Raw genomic sequence first — 20,033 nt, 5'->3', positions numbered from 1 at the left:
TGTCGATACGTTGGGTGCCGTGGGGTATCGCTCCGGCTCGGGTCTGACGTCGGTCGAGGCCGCGGTCCGGCTCGCGACCGACGGTCCGAACCTGATGCCCGAGCCCGCGCGGCCGCACCCGCTGCGCGAGCTCGCGCGTCAGATGGTGAGCTTCTTCGCCGTCATGCTGTGGGTGGCGGCCGGGCTCGCCCTGGTCGCGGGGATGCCCGCGCTCGCGGTCGCGATCGCCGTGGTCGTCGTCATCAACGGCGTCTTCGCGTTCGCGCAGGAGTACCGCGCCGACCGGGCCGCCGAGCGCCTGCGGGACCTGCTGCCGGCGCACGCGACGGTGAGACGGGACGGGCGCGCCCAGGTGGTCGACGCCGCCGACCTCGTCGTGGGCGACGTCGTGATCCTCGAGGCCGGCGACCGCGTCTCGGCGGACCTCACCCTCGAGCCCGGCGGGCAGGTCGGTGTCGACGAGTCGATGCTCACGGGCGAGAGCGCCACGCGCACCCGCGATGCCGGTAGCGACCTCCTCGCGGGGACGTACGTCGTGGAGGGCCACGGCGAGGCTGTTGTCCGGGCCACCGGGGTCGCCACCCGGCTGGCGGGGATCTCGGCGGTCACCCAGAGCGCGGTCCGGCCGCGCAGCCCGCTCGCTCGGCAGCTGCACCGCGTCGTCCGGGTCGTCGCGCTCGTGGCGATCGGGGTCGGGGTGGTCTTCTTCGTCACGGCCCTGCTGCTGGGCCGGACGGGCAACGAGAGCTTCCTGTTCGCCATCGGGGTGACGGTCGCCCTCGTCCCCGAGGGGCTGCTTCCCACCGTCACGCTGTCGCTCGCGCGGGCCGCGCAGCGCATGGCCGTCCGGCACGCCCTGGTCCGCCGGCTCGAGGCCGTCGAGACCCTCGGCCTGACGACGTACATCTGCACGGACAAGACCGGCACCCTGACCCGCAACCAGATGTCGGTCGTGCACGCCTGGACACCCGCGGGGGTCGTCGACGTGGTCGGCCTCGGCTACGCGCCGACGGCGACCTTGGACGGCTCCCCCGCGGCGCTCGACGCGCTCCGCCTCGCGGCGTCCAGCGCGGCACGCTGCTCCCCGGACGCGCACGCGGCGCAGCACGGCGACGACTGGGCTCCGGTAGGCGACCCGATGGACGTCGCGATCCACGTCCTGGCGAGCAGGGTCGATGCTCCCCCGGCCCCCGAGCGGACCGCGCGCCACCCGTTCGACCCCCGACGGCGGCGGTCGTCGGTCGTGGACCCGGACGGGGTGCACGTCGTCGGGGCCTCGGACTCCGTGCTGCCGCTGTGCCACGACGTGCCGGGCGCGGCCGATGACGCCGTCACAGCGATGGCCTCCCGCGGGCTGAGAGTCGTCGCGGTCGCGGTGCGGGCAGCGGGCACTGGCAACGTCGCAGGCAGGGCGGCTGATGTCGAGCGCGACCTGCGCCTCCTCGGGCTTCTCGGGCTCGAGGACCCGCCACGCGACGACGTCGCGGACGCCATCGCGTCGTGCCGGTCGGGCGGGATCCGCATCGCCATGGTCACCGGTGACCACCCGGTGACCGCCCTGACCATCGCGCGCGAGGTCGGGCTCGTGCGGGGCGAGGCGCTCGTGGTCGAGGGCAAGGACCTCCCCGCGGACGACGCGGCCCTGGGCGAGCTGCTCGACCGCGACGAGGTCGTGGTGGCCCGGGTCGCCCCCGAGGACAAGCTGCGGATCGCCCGTGCCCTCCAGTCCCGCGGCCACGTGGTCGCCATGACAGGTGACGGGGTCAACGACGGCCCCGCGCTGCGCACCGCGGACGTCGGCATCGCCATGGGCGCCTCGGGCACGGACGTCGCACGCGAGGCGGCTGACCTCGTGCTGCTCGACGACCACTTCGGCAGCATCGTGGCCGCTGTCGAGCTCGGCCGGTCCACGTTCGCCAACATCCGCAAGTTCCTCACCTACCACCTGACCGACAACGTCGCCGAGCTCACGCCGTTCGTCGTGTGGGCGCTCTCCGGCGGCTCGATCCCGCTCGCGCTCACGGTGCTGCAGGTGCTGGCCCTCGACATCGGCACGGACCTGCTGCCGGCGCTCGCGCTGGGCGCCGAACGTCCCAGCAAGCGCACCATGAGCGGGCCGTTCCGGCTCGGTTCGCTCATCGACCGCCGGGTCCTGCGTCGGGCGTTCGGCGTTCTCGGTCCCACCGAGTCGCTCGTCTCGATGGTGGCCTTCGTGGTGACGCTCCGGCTCGGCGGCTGGTCGGTCGGCGCCGACCCCGGTCCCCAGCTGCTCGCCGCGGCGTCCGGGACGGCCTTCGCGGCGATCGTCCTGGGCCAGCTCGCCAACGCGTTCGCGTGCCGCAGCGAGAGTCGCTGGATCGGCGCGACGGGGTTCACGGGCAACCGGCTCCTGCAGCTCGCGGTCGCCGCGGAGGCTGCCGTCCTGATCGTCTACCTCGTCGTGCCGCCCTTGTCCCGTCTGCTCGGCGGGACGCTGCCCGCCGCCACCGGATGGCTGCTCGCCCTCCTGGCGATCCCCGCGGTCTGGACCGTCGACGCCGCCGACAAGTGGCTGCGGCGACGGTCCCGGAGCGTCCCGGCGATGCGACGACCAACTCAGCCCGACAGCCGATCCTGGCGGCACCTGGACCGCGTGTGACGCCGCGCCGACCGGGCGGGGTCGGCGGCACGACCGCGCTCGTCGCCACCGGTGGACAGCCCCAGGTGGGCGGCGGACAGTGAGAGTGGAAGCGAGTTCTGGCGAGGACATCGACGAGAAGGAGAGACGCCATGGCACGCACGGTCGTCGTCGGGGTCGAGGGGACGGGCTCGAGCCACGACGCCTTGAGCTGGGCGGCCGCAGCCGCCGCAGCGCGGAACGACACCCTCGAGATCGTGCACGCGACCGGGGTGCCGTACGTCGAGCTGTACGACGACGCGCTCGAGCAGAGCGCCCAGACGCTTCTGCAGGACGAGCGCGAGCGCGCGCTCGCGACAGAACCGAACCTCACCGTCACGACGACGCTCACCCGCGACACGCCGGGGAAGGCACTCACCGAGGCGTCCGAGCAGGCGGACCTGGTCGTCATCGGCACACACCCGTACAGCCTGCTCGAGCGGGTCTTCTCCGGGTCACTCGCCTACCAGGTCGCCGCGGGGTCGCACTGCCCGGTGCTGGTCGTGCCGCAGGAGACCGGCGAGGGCGGCTCCGGCGTCGTCGTCGGCTCGGACGGGTCCCCCGACTCGGTCGCGGCCGTCGCCCTTGCCGCTTCCGAGGCCGACCGGCTGGGGCAGGAGCTCACGGTCGTGCACGCCTGGCGCTCGCCCGACCTGTTCCTGGCCGGCGACACGGGGCGCGGGTACCGCGACGAGCGGGTCGAGGAGGGCGAAGGGGTGGCGCTGGCTGAATCGGTCGCCGGCCTGGGCGAGCGCTACCCGGACCTCGTCGTCCACCAGCAGCTGGTCCAGAGCCAGCCTGCGCAGTCACTGCTCGACGCGGCCAAGGGCGCCCGGCTCCTGGTCGTGGGCAGCCGCGGGCTCGGCGGCGTCGCCCGGATGCTGCTCGGCTCGGTGAGCCACACCCTCGTGCTGCACCCGCCGTGCCCGGTGCTCGTCATGCGCACCTGATCTCGAGTCAGGCGACCGCCCCGACCTGCCGGGTCGTGTTGTAGACGCCCAACCCCGCACTCCCCCGCAGGTCGGCGCGATCCCGCAGCTACAGCGCAACCGTGTCTCGCGCCACAGCCCGCGTCTCGGGCATCGCCACGGTCGTGACGAAGGCAAGGCCGGACACCGCCGCCGTCGCGAGGAACGCCACCTCGAACGACGCGGCATCGGCGAGCACGCCGGCGACGAGCGGGCCGATGAACGCACCCGCGTCCGACGCCATCTGGAAGGCCGCGACGGGCGCGCCGCCCCGTCCGCCGATGACGTCGCCGACGACGGCCGCCGTCGACACCCCGAGCAGGGCCGAGCCGGTCCCGTACAGCGCCATCCCGACCAGGAAGAGCGGCGCGCTGCCTGCGAACGCCATCGTGAGCCCTGCGGCGAGCGCGAACGCTGCGCCTGCACGGAGGAACGGCCGACGCCCGCGGCTGTCGACCATCCGGCCGGCCGGGATGAGGACGAGTGCCTGCACCACGGCCGACAGGACCAGCCCCGCGCCCGTCCACGACGGACCGAGCCGCAGGCCCTCGACGACGAACAGCGGGACGAGCGACGCACGGACTCCGAAGATCGCCCAGCCCACCGCGAAGTTGTTCGCCACCGCGGCCCGGTACGCCGAGCTGCGCAGCGCGGTGCCCAGCGACGTCGGGACGTGGTCGGCCGTGCCCGCGGCGCGCTCGTGCTCGGTCAGAGCCGTCCGGGCAAGGAAGACCGTCGCGACCGCGCCGGCCACCAGCAGCGTCGCGGCATACACGACGAACGGCGCGCGCAAGGACCAGGCCGTCAGGGGTCCACCGAAGGCAGGACCAGCGATGCCGCCGAGCAGGAAGCCGGTCTGGTAGACACCGGTGGCCCTGCCTCGCTCGTGGGGAGCGACGACCCGCAGCAGCAGCGCGAACGACGACACCGTGAACATCGCCGAACCGAAACCGCCCACGCCCCGCAGCACCAGTAGCTGGACGTAGCTGTGCGACAGGCCGGCCAGCAGGCTCGACACCCCGACGATCCCGATCCCGCTCGCCAGCACGAGCCGTTCCCCGAGGCGGTCCACCAACCGGCCGGCCACCGGCGCCGAGGCGAAGCGCACCAGAGCGAACACCGAGACGACGGCTCCTGCCGCGAAGTTGCTGACGCCGAAGTCCTTGGCGAACAGCGGGATCGCCGGGGCGACGATCCCGAAGCCCAGCGCCACGGAGAACGCGACCGCGGTGAGCACCGCCACCTCGGGCGGCAACGACCGGAACGGGTTGCGGGTCGACCCGGCCGGGCGGCTCACGGTTGCCTCACGACGACTCCCCCCGGTGCTTTCAGGACGGGTCGGCGAGGAGCCGGCGGTGGAGCTCGGTGGTCAGTGCGTGGATCTCGCGGGTGATGTCCGTGTTGGTCTTGAGCTCGAGCTCCTGCTCGACGAAGTCGTGGTCCGCCTTCGCCTGCTGGAACGCTGCCTGCCGGTTCTGGCCGATCATGACAAAGGTCGACAGGAAGATCGCCTCGAGGGAGACGACCAGCGTCAGCGTCGGCCACGGGCTCTTCTCGATCGCCAGCATCCAGACCGCGAAGACCGCGGCGTGCAGGTACAGGAACGTCATCGATCCCGCGAACGCGGTGATCTTGTCCGCGACCCGCAGCTGGAGGTCCTCCGCTCGGCGCTTCGCCAACGCCGACACGACCGGATGATGCGCGGGCGGAGCCTGGGTGGTGGTGGTCATCGAAGCCTCCGGGGTCGTCGCGCGACCGGTTCGCGCGGGCACGGAACGTGCGCCGCCCATCATGCCGGTGCGGGCGTCGTGACTCCGTGCGACGAGGCCGACGAGGTGCTCGCGGGTGTGAGATGCTGGGTGCGTCGAATCCGTTCGCGGTTCTCGACGCACTTGAGGCCCGGTTGATCCCGCCAGATCCCGGGCCTTTCGTGTGCGCCGACGACGGGCGTCGTACAGACCTGCGCTCCCCCTGTACCCGGCGACAGAGGTGCCCTGCGTACCGGGGGCGACGGAGCACCGCAGCGCGTGGTGGACCGCCTCGGCCGGGCTCGTTCGAGTCGGGGAACCTCAGTCAGTCGTCACAGCGCAGGCGGGAGAGAGCGTGACGAAGTGCAGGTTGTCGCCAGCCGGTAGCGAGAAGCCCTCGGGCTCGCCTTCCTCGACGTCGAGCAGGAAGACGTCCTGGTGCCAGGCCTCGTCGAGGCGTCTGTCGATGTAGAACGGGCAGCCGTCGACGTCGCCGAGCAGCACGTCGACGTCGCCGAGGATGAACTCCCCGAGGGGATAGCACATCGGTGTGCTGCCGGCGCAGCACCCGCCGGACTGCACGAACATCACCGGTGCGCCCCGCGCGGCGCGGAGGCGAACGATCGCCTCGCGCGCCGCCGGGGTGGCCGTGATGCGTGCCGGAGTGACTGGCTCGGACATCACACTCCTCAGAAGAAGCCGAGCGGCTTGGTGCTGTAGCTGACCAGGAGGTTCTTGGTCTGGCTGTAGTGGTCGAGCATCATCCGGTGGTTCTCGCGGCCGACGCCGGAGATCTTGTAGCCACCGAAGGCCGCGCCGGCCGGGTACGCGTGGTAGCAGTTCGTCCACACGCGACCGGCCTTGATCTTGCGACCCATCTTGTACGCCCGGTTCCCGTCACGTGTCCAGACCCCGGCGCCCAACCCGTAGAGCGTGTCGTTGGCGATCGCCAATGCCTCCTCGTCGTCCTTGAAGGTGGTGACGGCCAGCACCGGGCCGAAGATCTCCTCCTGGAACACCCGCATCTTGTTGTGACCCTTGAGCACCGTCGGCTCGTAGAAGTAGCCGCCGGCGAAGTCGCCCTCCATCGATGCCCGGTGGCCTCCGATCAGGACCTCGGCGCCCTCGGCGCGGCCGATGTCGACGTACGAGGCGATCTTCTCGATCTGCTGCTTCGAGACCTGCGGCCCGATCATCGTCTCGGTGTCCAGCGGGTCGCCCTGCCTGATCTTGGCGATCCGTGCGAGGCAGCGCGCCATGAACTCCTCGTAGATGTCCTCCTGGATCAGCGCTCGGGACGGCGCCGTGCACACCTCGCCCTTGTTGAAGGCGTAGAGCACCAGACCCTCGATCGCCTTGTCGAGGAACTCGTCGTCGTGGGCCATCACGTCGCTGAAGAAGATGTTCGGCGACTTGCCGCCGAGCTCGGTGGTCGACGGGATCAGGTTCTGCGCCGCGTACTGCATGATCAGCCGCCCCGTCACCGTCTCACCGGTGAACGCGATCTTCGCGATCCGCGGGTTGGCGGCCAACGCCTTGCCGATCTCCGCACCAGGCCCGGTCACGACGTTGATCACTCCCGGCGGGACGACGTCCTCGATGACCTCCATCAGCTTCAGGATCGACCACGGGGTCGGGGAGGCCGGCTTGAGCACCGAGCAGTTGCCCGCCGCGAGCGCTGGTGCGAGCTTCCAGGCCGCCATGAGCAGCGGGAAGTTGAACGGGATGATCTGCCCGACGACACCGAGCGGCTCACGGAAGTGGTAGGCCACGAGATCCTTGTCGATCTCCGTGGAGCTGCCCTCCTCCGCACGTGCCGCTGCGGCGAAGTAGCGGAAGTGGTCGACGACCAGCGGGATGTCGGCGCCCAGGGTCTCCCGGACCGGCTTGCCGTTCTCCCAGCTCTCGGCGACCGCCAGCATCTCCATGTTCTGCTCGATCGCGTCGGCGACGGCATTGAGCACCGCGGCGCGCTCGGTCGCCGTCGCCTCACCCCACGCGTCCTTCGCGGCATGTGCAGCATCGAGTGCGAGCTCGACGTCCTCCTGCGTGGACTCGGCGACCTCGGCGATGGGCCCCGCGGTGGCCGGCGTCACGTCGACGCGGTACTTGCCGTGCGTCGGGGCAAGCCACTTGCCACCGATGAAGTTCTCATACCTCGGCTTGACCGAGACGATGCTTCCGGGCTGTCCGGGTGCGACGTACTTCATGTCGTTGCTCCTTTGCACGGCAGTGGACCTCGTGCCGGTGCCGCGTCGGCCGTCTACGGCGAGCACCGCCTGACCCAGGTCGCCGCCCCGTTGCGGCGCGCCACGACGAGCAGGCTAGGCAGATGGACGTTGCACGACCGTTGCACGCCTGACCCCGTTGACCCTGCCGAAGCAGGTGGCGACGACGCGATGCTGAGCTGTTACCGGGCGAGGGAAGGCCGGGCTCTGGCTCAGTCCTGGCCGAGGACGAAGGTCTGGATCGCGGAGACGGCGGCACCGCGAGCCCACTGCGCAAAGGTGCCCGGTCGCACCTCGAGGTGGAGGTGCGAGGCATGCGGGTCGCGGTCCGCGGCGAGGGCCTCGTCGATCTGCTCGCGCGCGACGTCGACGAGTCGGACGCCCTCACCGGAGAGCACCACCTGCTCGGGCATGGTCAGGTTGGCCGCGAGCGCGATGAGGCGACCGAGCGCGTGGCCCGCGTCTGCCACGATCCGCCCCGCCGCCGGGTCCCCCGCGACGGCGAGATCCAGGACCTCGTCGTAGTCGACGGAGCGGCGGAGCGCGACTGACGCTGCCGCTTCGATGCTGGGCATGGTGAGCATCGCGGTCGAACAGCCTCGGTGTCCCGCGAAGCAGATCGGCCCCATGGGGTCGAGCGGCACGTGGCCGACCAGCCCGAGACCCGCGTCGGGGCTCGTGATCTGGTGACCACCCACGACCAGCCCGTAGCCGACGCCCGCACCGACGGTCAGGACCGCGAACCGCCCGAGGCCCCGCCCCGCCCCGAACCAGTGCTCGGCCTGGGTGAGGGCGATGACGTCGTTCTCGACGACCGTGGGCAGCCCGGTGAGGTCCTCGACCATGACCGCGAGCGGGACATCGGCCCAGTGCAGGAAGGGCGCCGCCGTCACCACTGCATGGTCCGCGGCCTGCCCGCCGACGCTGATCCCCACAGCCGTGACGGCGGGACCGCTGTCAGCGAGGCGCGACACGAGCTCGGCGATGACCGCGCACACCACCTGCGGGTCGCGGTCCGTCAGTGGCATGCGCGCGGACGCGACCTCCTCCGCGCGCAACGTGGTCATGACTCCGTACGCAGCGTCACCCGTGAGCTTGATGCCGATGAAGTGGTGCGACGTGGGAACGACGTCAAGAGGCCGCTCAGGACGCCCGATGTGGGTGTCGCCGTTGTGGGGATCGACCTCGATGAGCAAGCCCGCTTCCACGAGGGGTCGCGCGAGGCGGGTGAGGCTGGCAGCAGAGAGATCCAGGCGGCGCGAGAGCTCGGCGCGCGACAGCGGACCGTTGATGAGCACGTCGAGCGCGATGGCGTGGCTCGGACCGCTGAGCGGCGTCCAGCTCGATGCCATCAGTGTCACGGAAGATCCTTCCCAGTGCGGTCGGTCCCAGTCTGTCAGGCCAGCAGTTACTTCTCTTCCGAAAGTTAGACCATCGCAACTGTCACCGCGATGTCCGTTACCAAGGTGATACCTGGCGGTCTTGACGGCTACTAACTTCCACTGCAACACTAACTCTCGGATGGGGACCAGCACCACACACGTTCATGACAAGGGAGTCGCCGCGATGGAACACGCCTTCGGACCGCTCGGCGCTGACGGCGTCGTCCACCTCCGGGCCGGTGGCACCAGTCTCGTCGTCGACACCGCGGGAGCCGGGTTGCCACGAGTCCTGCACTGGGGCAGCGACCTCGGTGAGCTGTCTGACTCAGCCCTCGTGGCACTCCGCCTCTCGTCGATCCCGCAGGTCGTCTCCAGCACTGTCGACCGCGTCGTCCCCCTCAGCCTGCTTCCCGAGCAGTCGCGAGGATGGCTCGGTACCCCCGGGGTGCAAGGGCACCGCGACGGACACGACTTCTCGCCCGCGTTCGTCGTCGACACGCCCGCCCTGGACTCCCTCGACGGCACCGTCGCGCACCGGCTCACCGTCTCCGGCGCAGACGCCGACGCCGGCCTGGGCCTCACGGTGGAGCTGGAGCTGACCGTCTCGGGCCTGGTCCGCACCCGCGCCACCCTGACCAACACGTCTGAGACGACCGGCTACACGCTCGATGCCGTCCTGCTGGCCCTCCCCGTCCCCACCCGGGCACAGGAGATCCTGGACTTCACCGGTCGGCACCTGCGCGAGCGCTCACCCCAACGCCACGCCTTCACCCTGGGCACCCACCTCCGTGAGGGCCGACGCGGGCGCACCGGTGCGGACGCCACCCTGCTGCTCATCGCCGGGGCACCGGGTTTCTCGTTCGAGACCGGCGAGGTCTGGGCGCTGCACGTGGCATGGAGCGGCAACCACCGCACGCTCGCCGAACGGACCCCGGGCGGCGACGGCTTCCTCGGCGGCGGCGAGCTCCTCCTGCCGGGCGAGGGCACCCTGGCTCCGGGCGCCGCCTATGCGACGCCGTGGGTCTACGGCTCGTGGGGGCGTGGTCTGGACGAGATGGCTGCGCGGTTCCACGGGTACCTGCGCTCCCGCGCGCAGCACCCTGTGTCACCGCGACCGGTCGTGCTCAACACGTGGGAGGCGGTGTACTTCCACCAGGACCTTGGCGCCCTCACGGCGCTCGCGGACCGCGCCGCGGAGGTCGGGGTAGAGCGCTTCGTGCTCGACGACGGCTGGTTCCGCCATCGCCGCGACGACCACGCCGGCCTCGGCGACTGGTACGTCGACGAGGTGGTGTGGCCGGACGGGCTCGGCCCGCTCGTCGAGCACGTCCGCTCAGCCGGGATGCAGTTCGGGCTGTGGGTCGAGCCGGAGATGATCAATGTCGACTCCGACCTCGCACGCAAGCACCCCGACTGGATCCTCGCCACCGGGAACCGGCTACCCCCCGAGGCCCGCTTCCAGCAGGTCCTCGACCTCGCGAACCCGGCGGCCTACGACCACATCCTCGAGCGACTGGACTCGTTGGTGCGTGAGTACGCCATCGACTACCTGAAGTGGGATCACAACCGCGACCTCGTCGAGGCAGGCAGCACGTCGCACGGCCGGCCCGGGGTGCACGACCAGACGCTTGCGGTCTACCGGTTGATCGACGAGCTGAAGGCGCGCCACCCGGATCTGGAGATCGAGTCCTGCTCCTCGGGTGGCGCCCGAGCCGACCTCGGCATCCTCGAACGCACGGACCGTATCTGGGCGAGCGACTGCATCGACGCCCTGGAGCGCCAGCAGATTCAGCGCTGGACCGGGCTGCTGCTGCCGCCCGAGCTCGTCGGGGCGCACGTCGGCTCGCCGGTGTCGCACTCGACAGGCCGCGCGCACACCCTGACGTTCCGCGCCGGGACCGCACTGTTCGGCCATCTCGGCGTCGAGTGGGACCTTCGCAGGGCCTCGCCCTCCGACCTCGCCGAGCTCGCCGGCTGGATCGCGCTCTACAAGGCCACCCGCGGGCTCCTCCACACCGGCCGGGTCGTGCACGTCGACCACCCCGACCCCGCCCTGCTCGTGCACGGCGTCGTCGCCGAGGACGGCTCGGCGGGCATCTACGCGCTGGTCGCGATCGCCACCTCTGCCTGGTACCCGCCCGGGCACGTCCGGCTGGTGGGCCTCGACCCCGACGCCAGCTACCGCCTCGCCCCGCTCGAGCCGGCCACCGCCGTCCCGTCGCTCGGCGGACACACCCCACCACCGTGGTGGGCGGTCGGTGTCGTCCTGACCGGACGCGTCCTGGCCGAGGTCGGGGTTCAGGCGCCGAACCTGCTGCCCGACTCGCTCGTGCTCCTGGCAGCCAACCGGCTCTGACCCGCTCAATCCCTTCCCGATTCCCCACCGCAACGAAGCGCTCGGAGGACTCATGACCACCACCCCAGCACCGGCCCGTGCGCGAGATCGAGCACGACCCGCTCCCGACACCGCCATCCGCCCGACATCCAGGCGTGCCCGGAACGACCTCAAGGTCGCCCTGGTCTTCGTCCTGCCTGCCACCATCGGCTTCGCCGTCTTCTACGTCTGGCCAGCTCTGCGCGGCATCTACTACAGCTTCACCGACTTCAGCGTGCTCTCACCAGAGAAGTGGGTCGGGACGGCGAACTACCAGGCGCTGCTCAAGGACGACCTCGTCTGGAACGCGCTCAAGGTGACCCTGGAATACGTCGTCATCAACATCGGCGCCCAGACGGTGCTCGCGCTGACCATCGCGGTGCTGATGCACCGGTTCGCGAAGTCGATGGCCGTCCGCGGCGCACTCCTGCTGCCCTACCTCGTGGCCAACGTCGTCGTCGCACTCACCTGGTTCTGGATGTTGGACTACCAGATCGGCATCGTCAATCAGATGCTCGAGTGGGTCGGGATCGACCGGGTCGCGTTCTTCGGCGACTCCGCCTGGGCGATCCCCACCATCGCCATGGTCAATGTGTGGCGACACGTCGGCTACACCGCGCTGCTCATCTTCGCGGGGCTGCAGACCATCCCGGACCAGCTCTACGAGGCCGCAGCGCTCGACGGCTCGGGCGAGGTCAGGTCATTCTTCAAGATCACCGTCCCGCTGCTGCGGCCGGTGCTCGCGATGGTGCTTGTCATCACGGTCACCGGGTCGTTCCAGCTCTTCGACACCGTGGCTGTGACGACGGCTGGCGGTCCCATCAACGCCACCCGGGTCATCTACTACTACATCTACGATCTCGCCTTCACCCGCTTCGAGTTCGGCTACGCGTCCGCGATCTCGGTCGTCCTGTTCGTCATCCTCGCCGCCGTGGCCTTCGCGCAGATCAAGCTGCTGCGCGCCGGCGAGTCGGACCTGTCATGAACGGCCAGGGCACGTCGATGGCCGTCACCCCCCGTGCCGTCCAGCTGTCCGGCCGGCCCCGCCGGTTCCGCCGGTTCCCGTACGGGAGGATCGCCGCCTGGGCCTTCATGGCGTTCGCCGTGCTGCTCACCCTGTTCCCGTTCTACTGGATGCTCCGGACGGCGTTCTCCAACACGCGCTCGCTGGCCTCGCACTCGAGCTCCCTGTTGCCGGCCGACTTCACCTTCGGGGCGTTCGAGCGGGTCTTCGGGCTGGCGACGAAGGCCGACGCGATCGCGGAGGGAGGCTCCGGCGCGAGCGTCAGCTTCTGGCTCTACCTCAAGAGCTCCCTGATCGTGGCCACCACGACGACGGTCGGTCAGGTCTTCTTCTGCTCGCTCGCCGCGTACGCGTTCGCACGGCTCACCTGGCCTGGCCGGGACAAGCTCTTCTTCGCCTTCATCACGGCCCTGATGGTGCCGCCGATCTTCACGATGCTGCCGAACTTCATCCTCATCAAGAATCTGGGCCTGCTCAACACCTACGCCGGCATCGTGCTGCCGACGCTGCTGATGACCCCGTTCTCGGTCTTCTTCCTTCGGCAGTTCTTCCTCGGGATCCCGAAGGAGATCGAGGAGGCCGCAATGATCGACGGCGCCGGCCGTTTCCGGGTGTTCTTCACGATCATCATCCCGATGTCCTCAGCGCCCATCGCGACGCTGTCGCTGCTGACCTACATCGCGGCGTGGAACGACTACTTCTGGCCGCTCCTCGTCGGCAAGGCCGAGTCGGTGCGCGTGCTCACCGTCGCCCTCGGCATCTTCCGTTCCCAGACGCCGCAAGGCAGTCCCGACTGGGCCGGCCTCATGGCGGCGACCCTCATCGCGGCCCTCCCGATCCTCGTCCTCTATGCCGTGATCGGGCGACGAATCATCAACTCCATCGGCTTCACCGGCATCAAATGACACCGGGTCGGCACCGTCGCCCTGGCCGCACGAACGCACCACCCCACCGAAAGGGAATCCTCATGCGTCGAAATCTCCGCGCGCTCGCCACACTCGCCGTCATCCCGTTCGCGCTGGCCGCCTGCTCGAGCGCCAGCTCGGGCACCGCCGCGGACTCGAGCACGCTCGTCAAGGGCACGACCCTCACCTACTGGCTGTGGGACACCAACCAGCTCGGCGCCTACCAGAAGTGCGCTGATGCCTTCACGGCTGAGTCCGGCATCAACGTGAAGGTCGAGCAGTACGGCTGGGACGACTACTGGAGCACGCTGACGAACGACTTCGTCGCCGGCACTGCGCCCGACGTCTTCACCGACCACCTCTCGCAGTACCCGACCTTCGCCGACCAGAAGCAGATCCTGGACATCGCCCCTCTGGTGAAGAAGGACAACGTCGACCTGTCGATCTACCAGCCAGGCCTTGCCGACCTGTGGGTCACCGCGGACGGCAAGCGCTACGGCCTCCCCAAGGACTGGGACACCGTCGGCCTCTTCTACAACACCGACATGGCCACCGCCGCAGGCCTCACGGCCGACGACATGAAGAACCTCGCATGGAACCCCACCGACGGCGGCACGTACGAGAAGGCCATCGCCGCGCTCACGATCGACAAGAACGGCGTGCACGGCAACCAGCCCGGGTTCGACAAGACCAACGTCGCCACCTATGGCCTCGGCCTGGCCAGCTCGGGGGCTGGGTTCGGACAGACCGAGTGGTCCGAGTACGCCATGAGCAACGGGTTCCAGTACGCCGACAAGAACCCCTGGGGCACGAAGTGGAACTACGACTCCACAGCGCTCGCCGACACGATGACCTGGTGGCGCAGCCTCATCACGAAGGGCTACATGCCGTCCCTCGCGGTCGCGAGCTCCGGCGTGAGCCTGCAGGAGACCTATGGCGCGGGCGGATCGGCCATGGTCACCGAGGGCGACTGGAACACCAACGCGTACATGACCCTCAAGGGAGTGAAGTCCGCGGTCGCCCCGACACCCGTCGGACCTGACGGCAAGCGCGCGAGCGTCTTCAACGGCCTCGCCGACTCGATCTACGTCGGCACCAAGCACCCGAACGAGTCGTGGGCGTGGGTCAAGTTCCTCGGATCCGCCCAGTGCCAGGACATCGTCGCCGGTGAAGCCGTCGTCTTCCCTGCCGTCAAGAGCTCTCTCGCCAAGGCGGAGGCCGCCTTCACTGCCAAGGGCTACGACATGTCAGCGTTCACGGTCCACGTCACGGACGGCACGACGCACCTGGCGCCGATCGCGAAGCACTGGCCTGAGCTCGATGCGCTGATGAAGGCCGCGGGCGAGACGTTCCTGTCCTTCAAGGGCGGCACCGAGGTCTACACCGAAGCGAACAAGCAGGTCAACGCGCTGTTCGCCAACGACAAGTAGCACTGAGCCAGCGCTCGTGGGGGCGGTACCGGGTCACCCGGTACCGCCCCCACACCTGTCTGACCCGCCGACAGGTGCGCGCAGACACGCCGCGTGCGTCTGCGACCGGCACGCACTGGCGGGCACACGAAGGGCCATGACCGGCGTCTCCGCAGATCATGGCCCAAGTGTTCGCTGTCTCAACGAGTGTCCGGAGGGGGACTTGAACCCCCACGCCCTTTCGGGCACTAGCACCTCAAGCTAGCGCGTCTGCCATTCCGCCACCCGGACGGGTGGACCAGACGGGTTGGCCAAGCGGTGCTGAGCACTGCCTGTCGACCTGTCAGGTGCGGCGGTAAAGATAGCACGGCGTCGCTGCCGGACAGGAATTCGCACGACAGGGCAGACTTGCCGCCATGACGGATCAGGACAACCAGGGCGACAAGGCCGCGGCATCGCTGCGTCACCTCGCAGGGGCCAGTCCGGCAGCCCGGAAGGTCGCAGGTGCGCGCCGCAACCCGTCGGTCGTCGGCTACGAGCAGACCGCCCCCAAGTGGTTGCGCGAGATGGCCGGGGTGTCGTGGCGGCTGCTCGTCGTCGCCGCCGCGATCGCCGTCGTGTTCTACGCGACGTCGCGCGTGACGCTGCTCTTCATCGCCGTCTTCATCGCCTTCGTGTTCACTGCCGTGCTGCGACCCGTTGTCGACCTCCTCACCCGGGCCATGCCGCGCGGCCTTGCGACGGCCATCGCGCTGCTCGGTGGCATCGGCGTCTTCGCCGGCCTGCTCACGTACGTCGGGTACTCGGTGGCGAGCCAGTGGGACGCGCTGTCCAAGCAGTTCGGCAACGGCATCGGGGAGATCACGAAGTTCCTCGAGAACGGCCAGCTCCCGTTCACGATCACGAACGCCCAGATCGCCCAGTGGATCGACACCGGCCGGGCGTGGGTGCAGCAGCACGCGGGCGACCTCGCGAGTCAGGCGGCGGCCAGCGCCGGTTCCGTCGTCCAGGTGTTCACCGCCCTCGCCCTCGCCGTCTTCTGCACCGTGTTCTTCCTCGCGCGGGGCCATGAGCTGTGGACCTGGTTCCTCAACCAGCTGCCCGTGCGCGTGCGCGAGGGCTGGCAGGTCGCCGCGGGGGCGGGGTGGTACACGTTCTCCGGGTACACGCGCGGGACGGTGATCATCGCCACGACGGACGGCTTCCTCGCGTTCATCGCACTGTCGATCATCGGCGTCCCGCTCGCCGCACCGCTCGCCGTGCTGGTCCTCATCGGCGCGTTCATCCCGCTCGTCGGCGCACCCGCGGCGATGGTCGTCGCGATGATCGTCGCTCTCGCGGCCAACGGCCCGATCTCGGCCGGCATCGTCGGGATCTGCATCGCACTCATCGGGCAGTTCGAGGGCCACGTCCTCCAGCCGCTCGTCATGGGCCGGCAGGTCTCGCTGCACCCGGTCGTCATCGCGGTCACCGTCACCGCCGGGACGCTGACCGCGGGCATCCTCGGTGCCGTCATCGCTGTGCCGCTCGTCGCGGTCGCGTGGGCCGTGTTCTCCAAGCTCCGGCGGATGGACCCGCCGATGGACGAGGAGCAGGAGGCCGAGTCGGACGAGGACGTCGAGTACCCCGGGCGCGCGGCGCCCGCCGACGCCGAGTAGCACGAGGACCGCTCAACGGAAGTCGCGCGACGTCGCCCGGACCCGCAACGAGAGCGGGGCCAGGTGCTCGGCGAGCAGGTTCGTCGCACCGTCGGCCCGCTCGACCCGCCCGCGCACGACGAGCGCCGCTGACGTGCGGGCCACCTTGCGGAACCGCTGCCACAGGCCCGTCGTGCAGATCACGTTGAGCAGACCCGTCTCGTCCTCGAGCGACAGGAAGGTGACCCCGCCCGCGGTGCCCGGGCGCTGGCGGTGCGTGACCACTCCCGCCACCGCGACCCGTCGGCCCGCCTCGTGGCGGTACACCTGCTCGACCCGTAGGACCCCCGCGGCGTCGAGCCCGGCACGGACGTGCTGCGTGGGGTAGGAGTCGACCGAGATGCCCGTCGCCCACACGTCCGCGACCGCGAGCTCGACGTCGCTCATGCCGGGGAGCGTGGGTGCGCTGACCCCGACCGACACACCCGGGAGCGTGTCGGGGCCCTCCTGTGCGAGCGCCCCCGCGGCCCACAGCGCCTCGCGACGCGTCGCACCCAGGCTGTCGAGCGCACCACCCGTGGCGAGCGCCTCGAGGTGGCTGGTCGACAGCCGCACCCGGCGGACCAGGTCGCGCAGGTCGGTGAACGGACCGGCCTGCGTGCGCTCGGCGACGAGCCGCTCCGCGACCTCCGTGCCGACGTTGCGGACCGACGCGAGACCGAGCCGCACCCCGAGCGACCGACCCGCCGACCCGTCGGCGTGCTGGTCGCTCGGCGCGGTGCCCGACGGGGCGGGGACGAGCCGGGGCTCACCGTCGCCCGACGCCGGCGCCGTGCGCTCGACGGTCGCCTGGACCGCGGACGCCTGCACGTCCGGACGCAGCACCGTCAGACCGTGCCGCCGCGCGTCGGCCACGAGGGACTGCGGGGAGTAGAAGCCCATCGGCTGCGCGGCGAGCAGACCCGCATAGAACGCCGCCGGGTGGTGCACCTTGAGCCAGGCGCTCGCGTAGACGAGGTAGGCGAACGAGTAGGCGTGCGACTCGGGGAACCCGAAGTCAGCGAACGCCTTGAGCTTGTCGAAGATCTGCTCGCCGACCGCGGCCGTGATGCCGTTGGCTGCCATCCCCTTGAGCAGGCGGCCGTGCAACGCCTCCATGCGCTCGGTCGACCGCTTGGACCCCATCGCGCGGCGCAGCTGGTCGGCCTCCGTCCGGGTGAAGTCGGCGACGTCGATCGCCATCTGCATGAGCTGCTCCTGGAACAGCGGCACGCCGAGGGTCTTCGCGAGGGACTTCTCGAGCTTCGGGTGCAGGTACGTGACCGGCTCGCGGCCGTGGACACGGTTGATGTACGGGTGCACCGACCCGCCCTGGATCGGTCCGGGCCGGATGAGTGCGACCTCCACGACGATGTCGTAGAAGCGTCGGGGCTCCAGACGTGGCAGCGTCCCCATCTGGGCGCGCGACTCCACCTGGAACACCCCGACCGTGTCCGCCGCACACAGCAGGTCGTAGACGAGCGGGTCCTCGTGCGGCAGCCCGTGCAGGTCGAGGCTCACTCCCTCGTGCTCCCGGATCAGGTCGAACGCGATCCGCAGCGCCGTGAGCATGCCGAGCCCGAGCAGGTCGAACTTCACGAGTCCCGCGTCGGCGCAGTCCTCCTTGTCCCACTGCAGCACCGTGCGGCCGGGCATCCGGGCCCACTCCACCGGGCACACCTCGATGACCGGCCGGTCGCACATGACCATGCCCCCCGAGTGGATGCCGAGGTGGCGCGGCAGCCGCAGGAACCGCTGGGCGAGGTCGATCACGGGCGCCGGGATCTCGTCGAGGTCGTGCGCAGGAGGCTCGGGTGCCGCCCCCCACATCTCGTCCCGGTGCTGAGCGCGCTCCTCCCGGCCGGTCACGGCGTCCCGCCCGTCCGCGGTGACCGGGTCCGGTCCGCGCAGGCTCCCCCACCGGTCGATCGACTTGCTCCACGCGTCCTGCTGCCCGACGTCGTGACCCAGCGCGCGGGCGGCGTCCCGGACCGCCGAGCGGGGCCGGTAGGAGATGACGTTCGCGACCTGCGCGGCATGTGTACGACCGTGCGTGGCGTAGACGTACTGGATGACCTCCTCGCGCCGCTCCGACTCGATGTCGACGTCGATGTCCGGCGGACCGTCCCGCTCGGGGGCGAGGAAGCGCTCGAAGAGCAGCCCGTGCTTGACCGCGTCGACCGCCGTGACCCGCAGCGCGTAGCAGACCGCGGAGTTGGCGGCCGAGCCGCGGCCCTGCGCGAGGATCCCGTTGCGACGGCAGAAGTCGACGAGGTCGTAGACGACGAGGAAGTACCCCGGGAAGCCGAGGTCCTCGATGATGCGCAGCTCGTGCTCGAGCTGCGCATACGCGCCTGGAACCCGCTCGGCCTCGGGGGGTCCGTAGATCTCCAGGGCACCGCGCCGGACCAGCTCGCGCAGCCAGGTCGCCTCGGTGTGGCCCGCCGGGACGGGGTACGGCGGGAGCTTCGGTGCGACGAGCGCGAGGTCGAACGCGCACTCGGCACCCAGCTCCGCAGCCGTCGCGACCGCCTGGGGGTGGCGACGGTGCCGCGCGAGCATCTCGGCCGGCGAGCGCAGGTGCGCCGTCGGGGCGCCGGGCAGCCAGCCGTCGAGGTCCTCGAGGGACGAACGCGCCCGCACCGCCGCGAGCGCAGCCGCGAGGTCGGCGTCGCGGGGTGTCGCGTAGTGGACGTTGCCTGTCGCGACGAGCGGGAGCCCCGTCGCGGCCGCCAGGGCTGCGAGGGCGTCGTTGCGCTCGCCGTCGAGCGGGTCCCCCGACTCCGTGATCTCCACCGCGACGTTGTCCCGACCGAACAGCGCGGCGAGCCGGTCCAGCTCTCCGCGCGCCGCGACGAAGCCTTCGGGCGTGACAGCGGCGCCGGTGGGCGACCCGCCCGCGAGCGCACGTCGCACCGCCCCCTTGCGGCAGCCCGTGAGCACGAGCCACTGCCCGGCGGCCTGCTCGGCGAGCTCCTCCGGGCGGTAGCGCGCGGCGCCCTTGGTCCCGGTCGCGAGGTGCGCGGTCGCGATCGCGCTCGACAGCGCGCGGTAGCCGTCGGGTCCGCGCGCGAGGACGAGCAGGTGTGTGGCTCGGGGGTCCGGGACGCCCGTCGGGGCATCGAGCACATCAGGGCCGGGCCGCGCCGGCCGGGTGGCCCGGGCTGCGCCGGAGGTCACGCCGTCGCCTGCGGTCGCACCCGAGGTCCGTGACCCGAGACGTCCGGGCGCCGGCAGGTGCAGCTCCGCCCCGAACACCGTGGGGAGCCCGACCGCCCGGGCCGCCTCGGCGAACCGGACGACGCCGTACAGCCCGTCGTGGTCCGTCACGGCGAGCGCGGCGAGGCCGAGCCTGGCCGCCTCGGCGGCGAGCTCCTCGGGGTGGCTTGCTCCGTCGAGGAAGCTGAACGCCGAGTGGGCGTGCAGCTCCGCGTACCGGGGCGCCGAGGACGAGCTCATCGTCACGTTCCTCTCTTGCTCGAACAGGTGTTCGAATCGGTGAACGACGGTGGTTCGGCGTTGTCAAACGCCTCGCGTCGCGCCGTCAGTCGTAGACGGCCTCGCACGTCCAGGTCTCCGCGGTGTGCGCCAGCAGCAGCGCCGAGCCGTCCTCCAGAGCCACCTGGAGGTGGGTGCGGCACCGCGGCTCGTCCGACCACCACC

13 protein-coding genes and 1 tRNA gene are annotated in these 20,033 nt (G+C 70.7%); 7 read left to right on the top strand and 7 right to left on the bottom strand.

The window, feature by feature from the left end; all coding sequences use genetic code 11:
- Window positions 1-19 precede the first annotated feature (19 nt).
- Entirely contained in the window at window positions 20-2,638 is a 2,619-nt protein-coding gene (locus VFW79_RS00330; protein ID WP_329675332.1) for a cation-transporting P-type ATPase, read from the top strand.
- Window positions 2,639-2,769: 131 nt separating this feature from the next.
- Window positions 2,770-3,606: a universal stress protein gene (locus VFW79_RS00325; protein WP_329675331.1), complete on the top strand. Its 837-nt coding sequence runs from the start codon at window positions 2,770-2,772 to the stop codon at window positions 3,604-3,606.
- Window positions 3,607-3,694: 88 nt separating this feature from the next.
- On the opposite strand, the gene VFW79_RS00320 is transcribed toward VFW79_RS00325, so the two are convergent.
- From VFW79_RS00320 to VFW79_RS00300, 5 genes are all read right to left on the bottom strand, one after another.
- On the bottom strand, window positions 3,695-4,921 hold the full coding sequence (locus VFW79_RS00320) for an MFS transporter (protein WP_329675330.1): 1,227 nt from the start codon (window positions 4,919-4,921) through the stop codon (window positions 3,695-3,697).
- Window positions 4,922-4,952: 31 nt separating this feature from the next.
- Window positions 4,953-5,354 (bottom strand): DUF1003 domain-containing protein, encoded by a 402-nt coding sequence (locus VFW79_RS00315; RefSeq protein ID WP_329675329.1) that lies wholly within the window; start codon window positions 5,352-5,354, stop codon window positions 4,953-4,955.
- Between the two features lie 339 nt (window positions 5,355-5,693).
- Window positions 5,694-6,053, bottom strand: coding sequence for a DUF779 domain-containing protein (locus VFW79_RS00310; protein ID WP_329675328.1), 360 nt, complete (start codon window positions 6,051-6,053; stop codon window positions 5,694-5,696).
- Between the two features lie 8 nt (window positions 6,054-6,061).
- Window positions 6,062-7,582, bottom strand: a complete 1,521-nt coding sequence (locus VFW79_RS00305) for an aldehyde dehydrogenase family protein (RefSeq protein WP_329675327.1) — start codon at window positions 7,580-7,582, stop codon at window positions 6,062-6,064.
- Between the two features lie 230 nt (window positions 7,583-7,812).
- On the bottom strand, window positions 7,813-8,952 hold the full coding sequence (locus VFW79_RS00300; RefSeq protein ID WP_329675355.1) for an ROK family transcriptional regulator: 1,140 nt from the start codon (window positions 8,950-8,952) through the stop codon (window positions 7,813-7,815).
- 214 nt (window positions 8,953-9,166) lie between these two features.
- On the opposite strand from VFW79_RS00300, the gene VFW79_RS00295 reads away from it, so the two are divergent.
- The 4 genes from VFW79_RS00295 (at window position 9,167) to VFW79_RS00280 (ending at window position 14,715) form a co-directional block, all read left to right on the top strand.
- Window positions 9,167-11,338: an alpha-galactosidase gene (locus VFW79_RS00295; protein WP_329675326.1), complete on the top strand. Its 2,172-nt coding sequence runs from the start codon at window positions 9,167-9,169 to the stop codon at window positions 11,336-11,338.
- A 52-nt stretch (window positions 11,339-11,390) separates the two neighbouring features.
- Window positions 11,391-12,341, top strand: a complete 951-nt coding sequence (locus tag VFW79_RS00290) for a sugar ABC transporter permease (RefSeq protein ID WP_329675325.1) — start codon at window positions 11,391-11,393, stop codon at window positions 12,339-12,341.
- Window positions 12,338-13,285 (top strand): carbohydrate ABC transporter permease, encoded by a 948-nt coding sequence (locus VFW79_RS00285; protein WP_414647832.1) that lies wholly within the window; start codon window positions 12,338-12,340, stop codon window positions 13,283-13,285. The genes VFW79_RS00290 and VFW79_RS00285 overlap by 4 nt, the downstream gene beginning before the upstream one ends.
- Before the next feature lie 62 nt (window positions 13,286-13,347).
- Window positions 13,348-14,715 (top strand): sugar ABC transporter substrate-binding protein, encoded by a 1,368-nt coding sequence (locus VFW79_RS00280; RefSeq protein WP_329675324.1) that lies wholly within the window; start codon window positions 13,348-13,350, stop codon window positions 14,713-14,715.
- A 187-nt stretch (window positions 14,716-14,902) separates the two neighbouring features.
- Here the strand turns inward: VFW79_RS00280 and VFW79_RS00275 are convergent.
- Window positions 14,903-14,985, bottom strand: a tRNA-Leu gene (locus tag VFW79_RS00275).
- A gap of 125 nt (window positions 14,986-15,110) precedes the next feature.
- Between VFW79_RS00275 and VFW79_RS00270 the strand changes: the two genes are divergently transcribed.
- Entirely contained in the window at window positions 15,111-16,352 is a 1,242-nt protein-coding gene (locus tag VFW79_RS00270; RefSeq protein ID WP_329675323.1) for an AI-2E family transporter, read from the top strand.
- 12 nt (window positions 16,353-16,364) lie between these two features.
- Here the strand turns inward: VFW79_RS00270 and VFW79_RS00265 are convergent, their stop codons facing one another.
- Complete coding sequence (locus VFW79_RS00265; RefSeq protein ID WP_329675322.1) at window positions 16,365-19,829, bottom strand: error-prone DNA polymerase; 3,465 nt, start codon at window positions 19,827-19,829, stop codon at window positions 16,365-16,367.
- Window positions 19,830-20,033: the final 204 nt, after the last annotated feature.

This window comes from Cellulomonas sp., assembly GCF_036279715.1.
In the GTDB taxonomy this organism is placed as follows: Bacteria; Actinomycetota; Actinomycetes; order Actinomycetales; family Cellulomonadaceae; genus Cellulomonas_A.
This window is presented reverse-complemented; position numbering and strand designations above follow the sequence as displayed.

Excerpts from the sequence above, each read along its gene's own strand:
- VFW79_RS00325 (WP_329675331.1), top strand. The coding sequence starts at position 2,770 with ATGGCACGCACGGTCGTCGTCGGGGTCGAGGGGACGGGCTCGAGCCAC.
- VFW79_RS00315 (WP_329675329.1), bottom strand. The coding sequence starts at position 5,354 with ATGACCACCACCACCCAGGCTCCGCCCGCGCATCATCCGGTCGTGTCG.
- VFW79_RS00310 (WP_329675328.1), bottom strand. The coding sequence starts at position 6,053 with ATGTCCGAGCCAGTCACTCCGGCACGCATCACGGCCACCCCGGCGGCG.
- VFW79_RS00305 (WP_329675327.1), bottom strand. The coding sequence starts at position 7,582 with ATGAAGTACGTCGCACCCGGACAGCCCGGAAGCATCGTCTCGGTCAAG.
- VFW79_RS00300 (WP_329675355.1), bottom strand. The coding sequence starts at position 8,952 with ATGGCATCGAGCTGGACGCCGCTCAGCGGTCCGAGCCACGCCATCGCG.
- VFW79_RS00295 (WP_329675326.1), top strand. The coding sequence starts at position 9,167 with ATGGAACACGCCTTCGGACCGCTCGGCGCTGACGGCGTCGTCCACCTC.
- VFW79_RS00290 (WP_329675325.1), top strand. The coding sequence starts at position 11,391 with ATGACCACCACCCCAGCACCGGCCCGTGCGCGAGATCGAGCACGACCC.
- VFW79_RS00285 (WP_414647832.1), top strand. The coding sequence starts at position 12,338 with ATGAACGGCCAGGGCACGTCGATGGCCGTCACCCCCCGTGCCGTCCAG.
- VFW79_RS00280 (WP_329675324.1), top strand. The coding sequence starts at position 13,348 with ATGCGTCGAAATCTCCGCGCGCTCGCCACACTCGCCGTCATCCCGTTC.
- VFW79_RS00270 (WP_329675323.1), top strand. The coding sequence starts at position 15,111 with ATGACGGATCAGGACAACCAGGGCGACAAGGCCGCGGCATCGCTGCGT.
- VFW79_RS00265 (WP_329675322.1), bottom strand. The coding sequence starts at position 19,829 with ATGAGCTCGTCCTCGGCGCCCCGGTACGCGGAGCTGCACGCCCACTCG.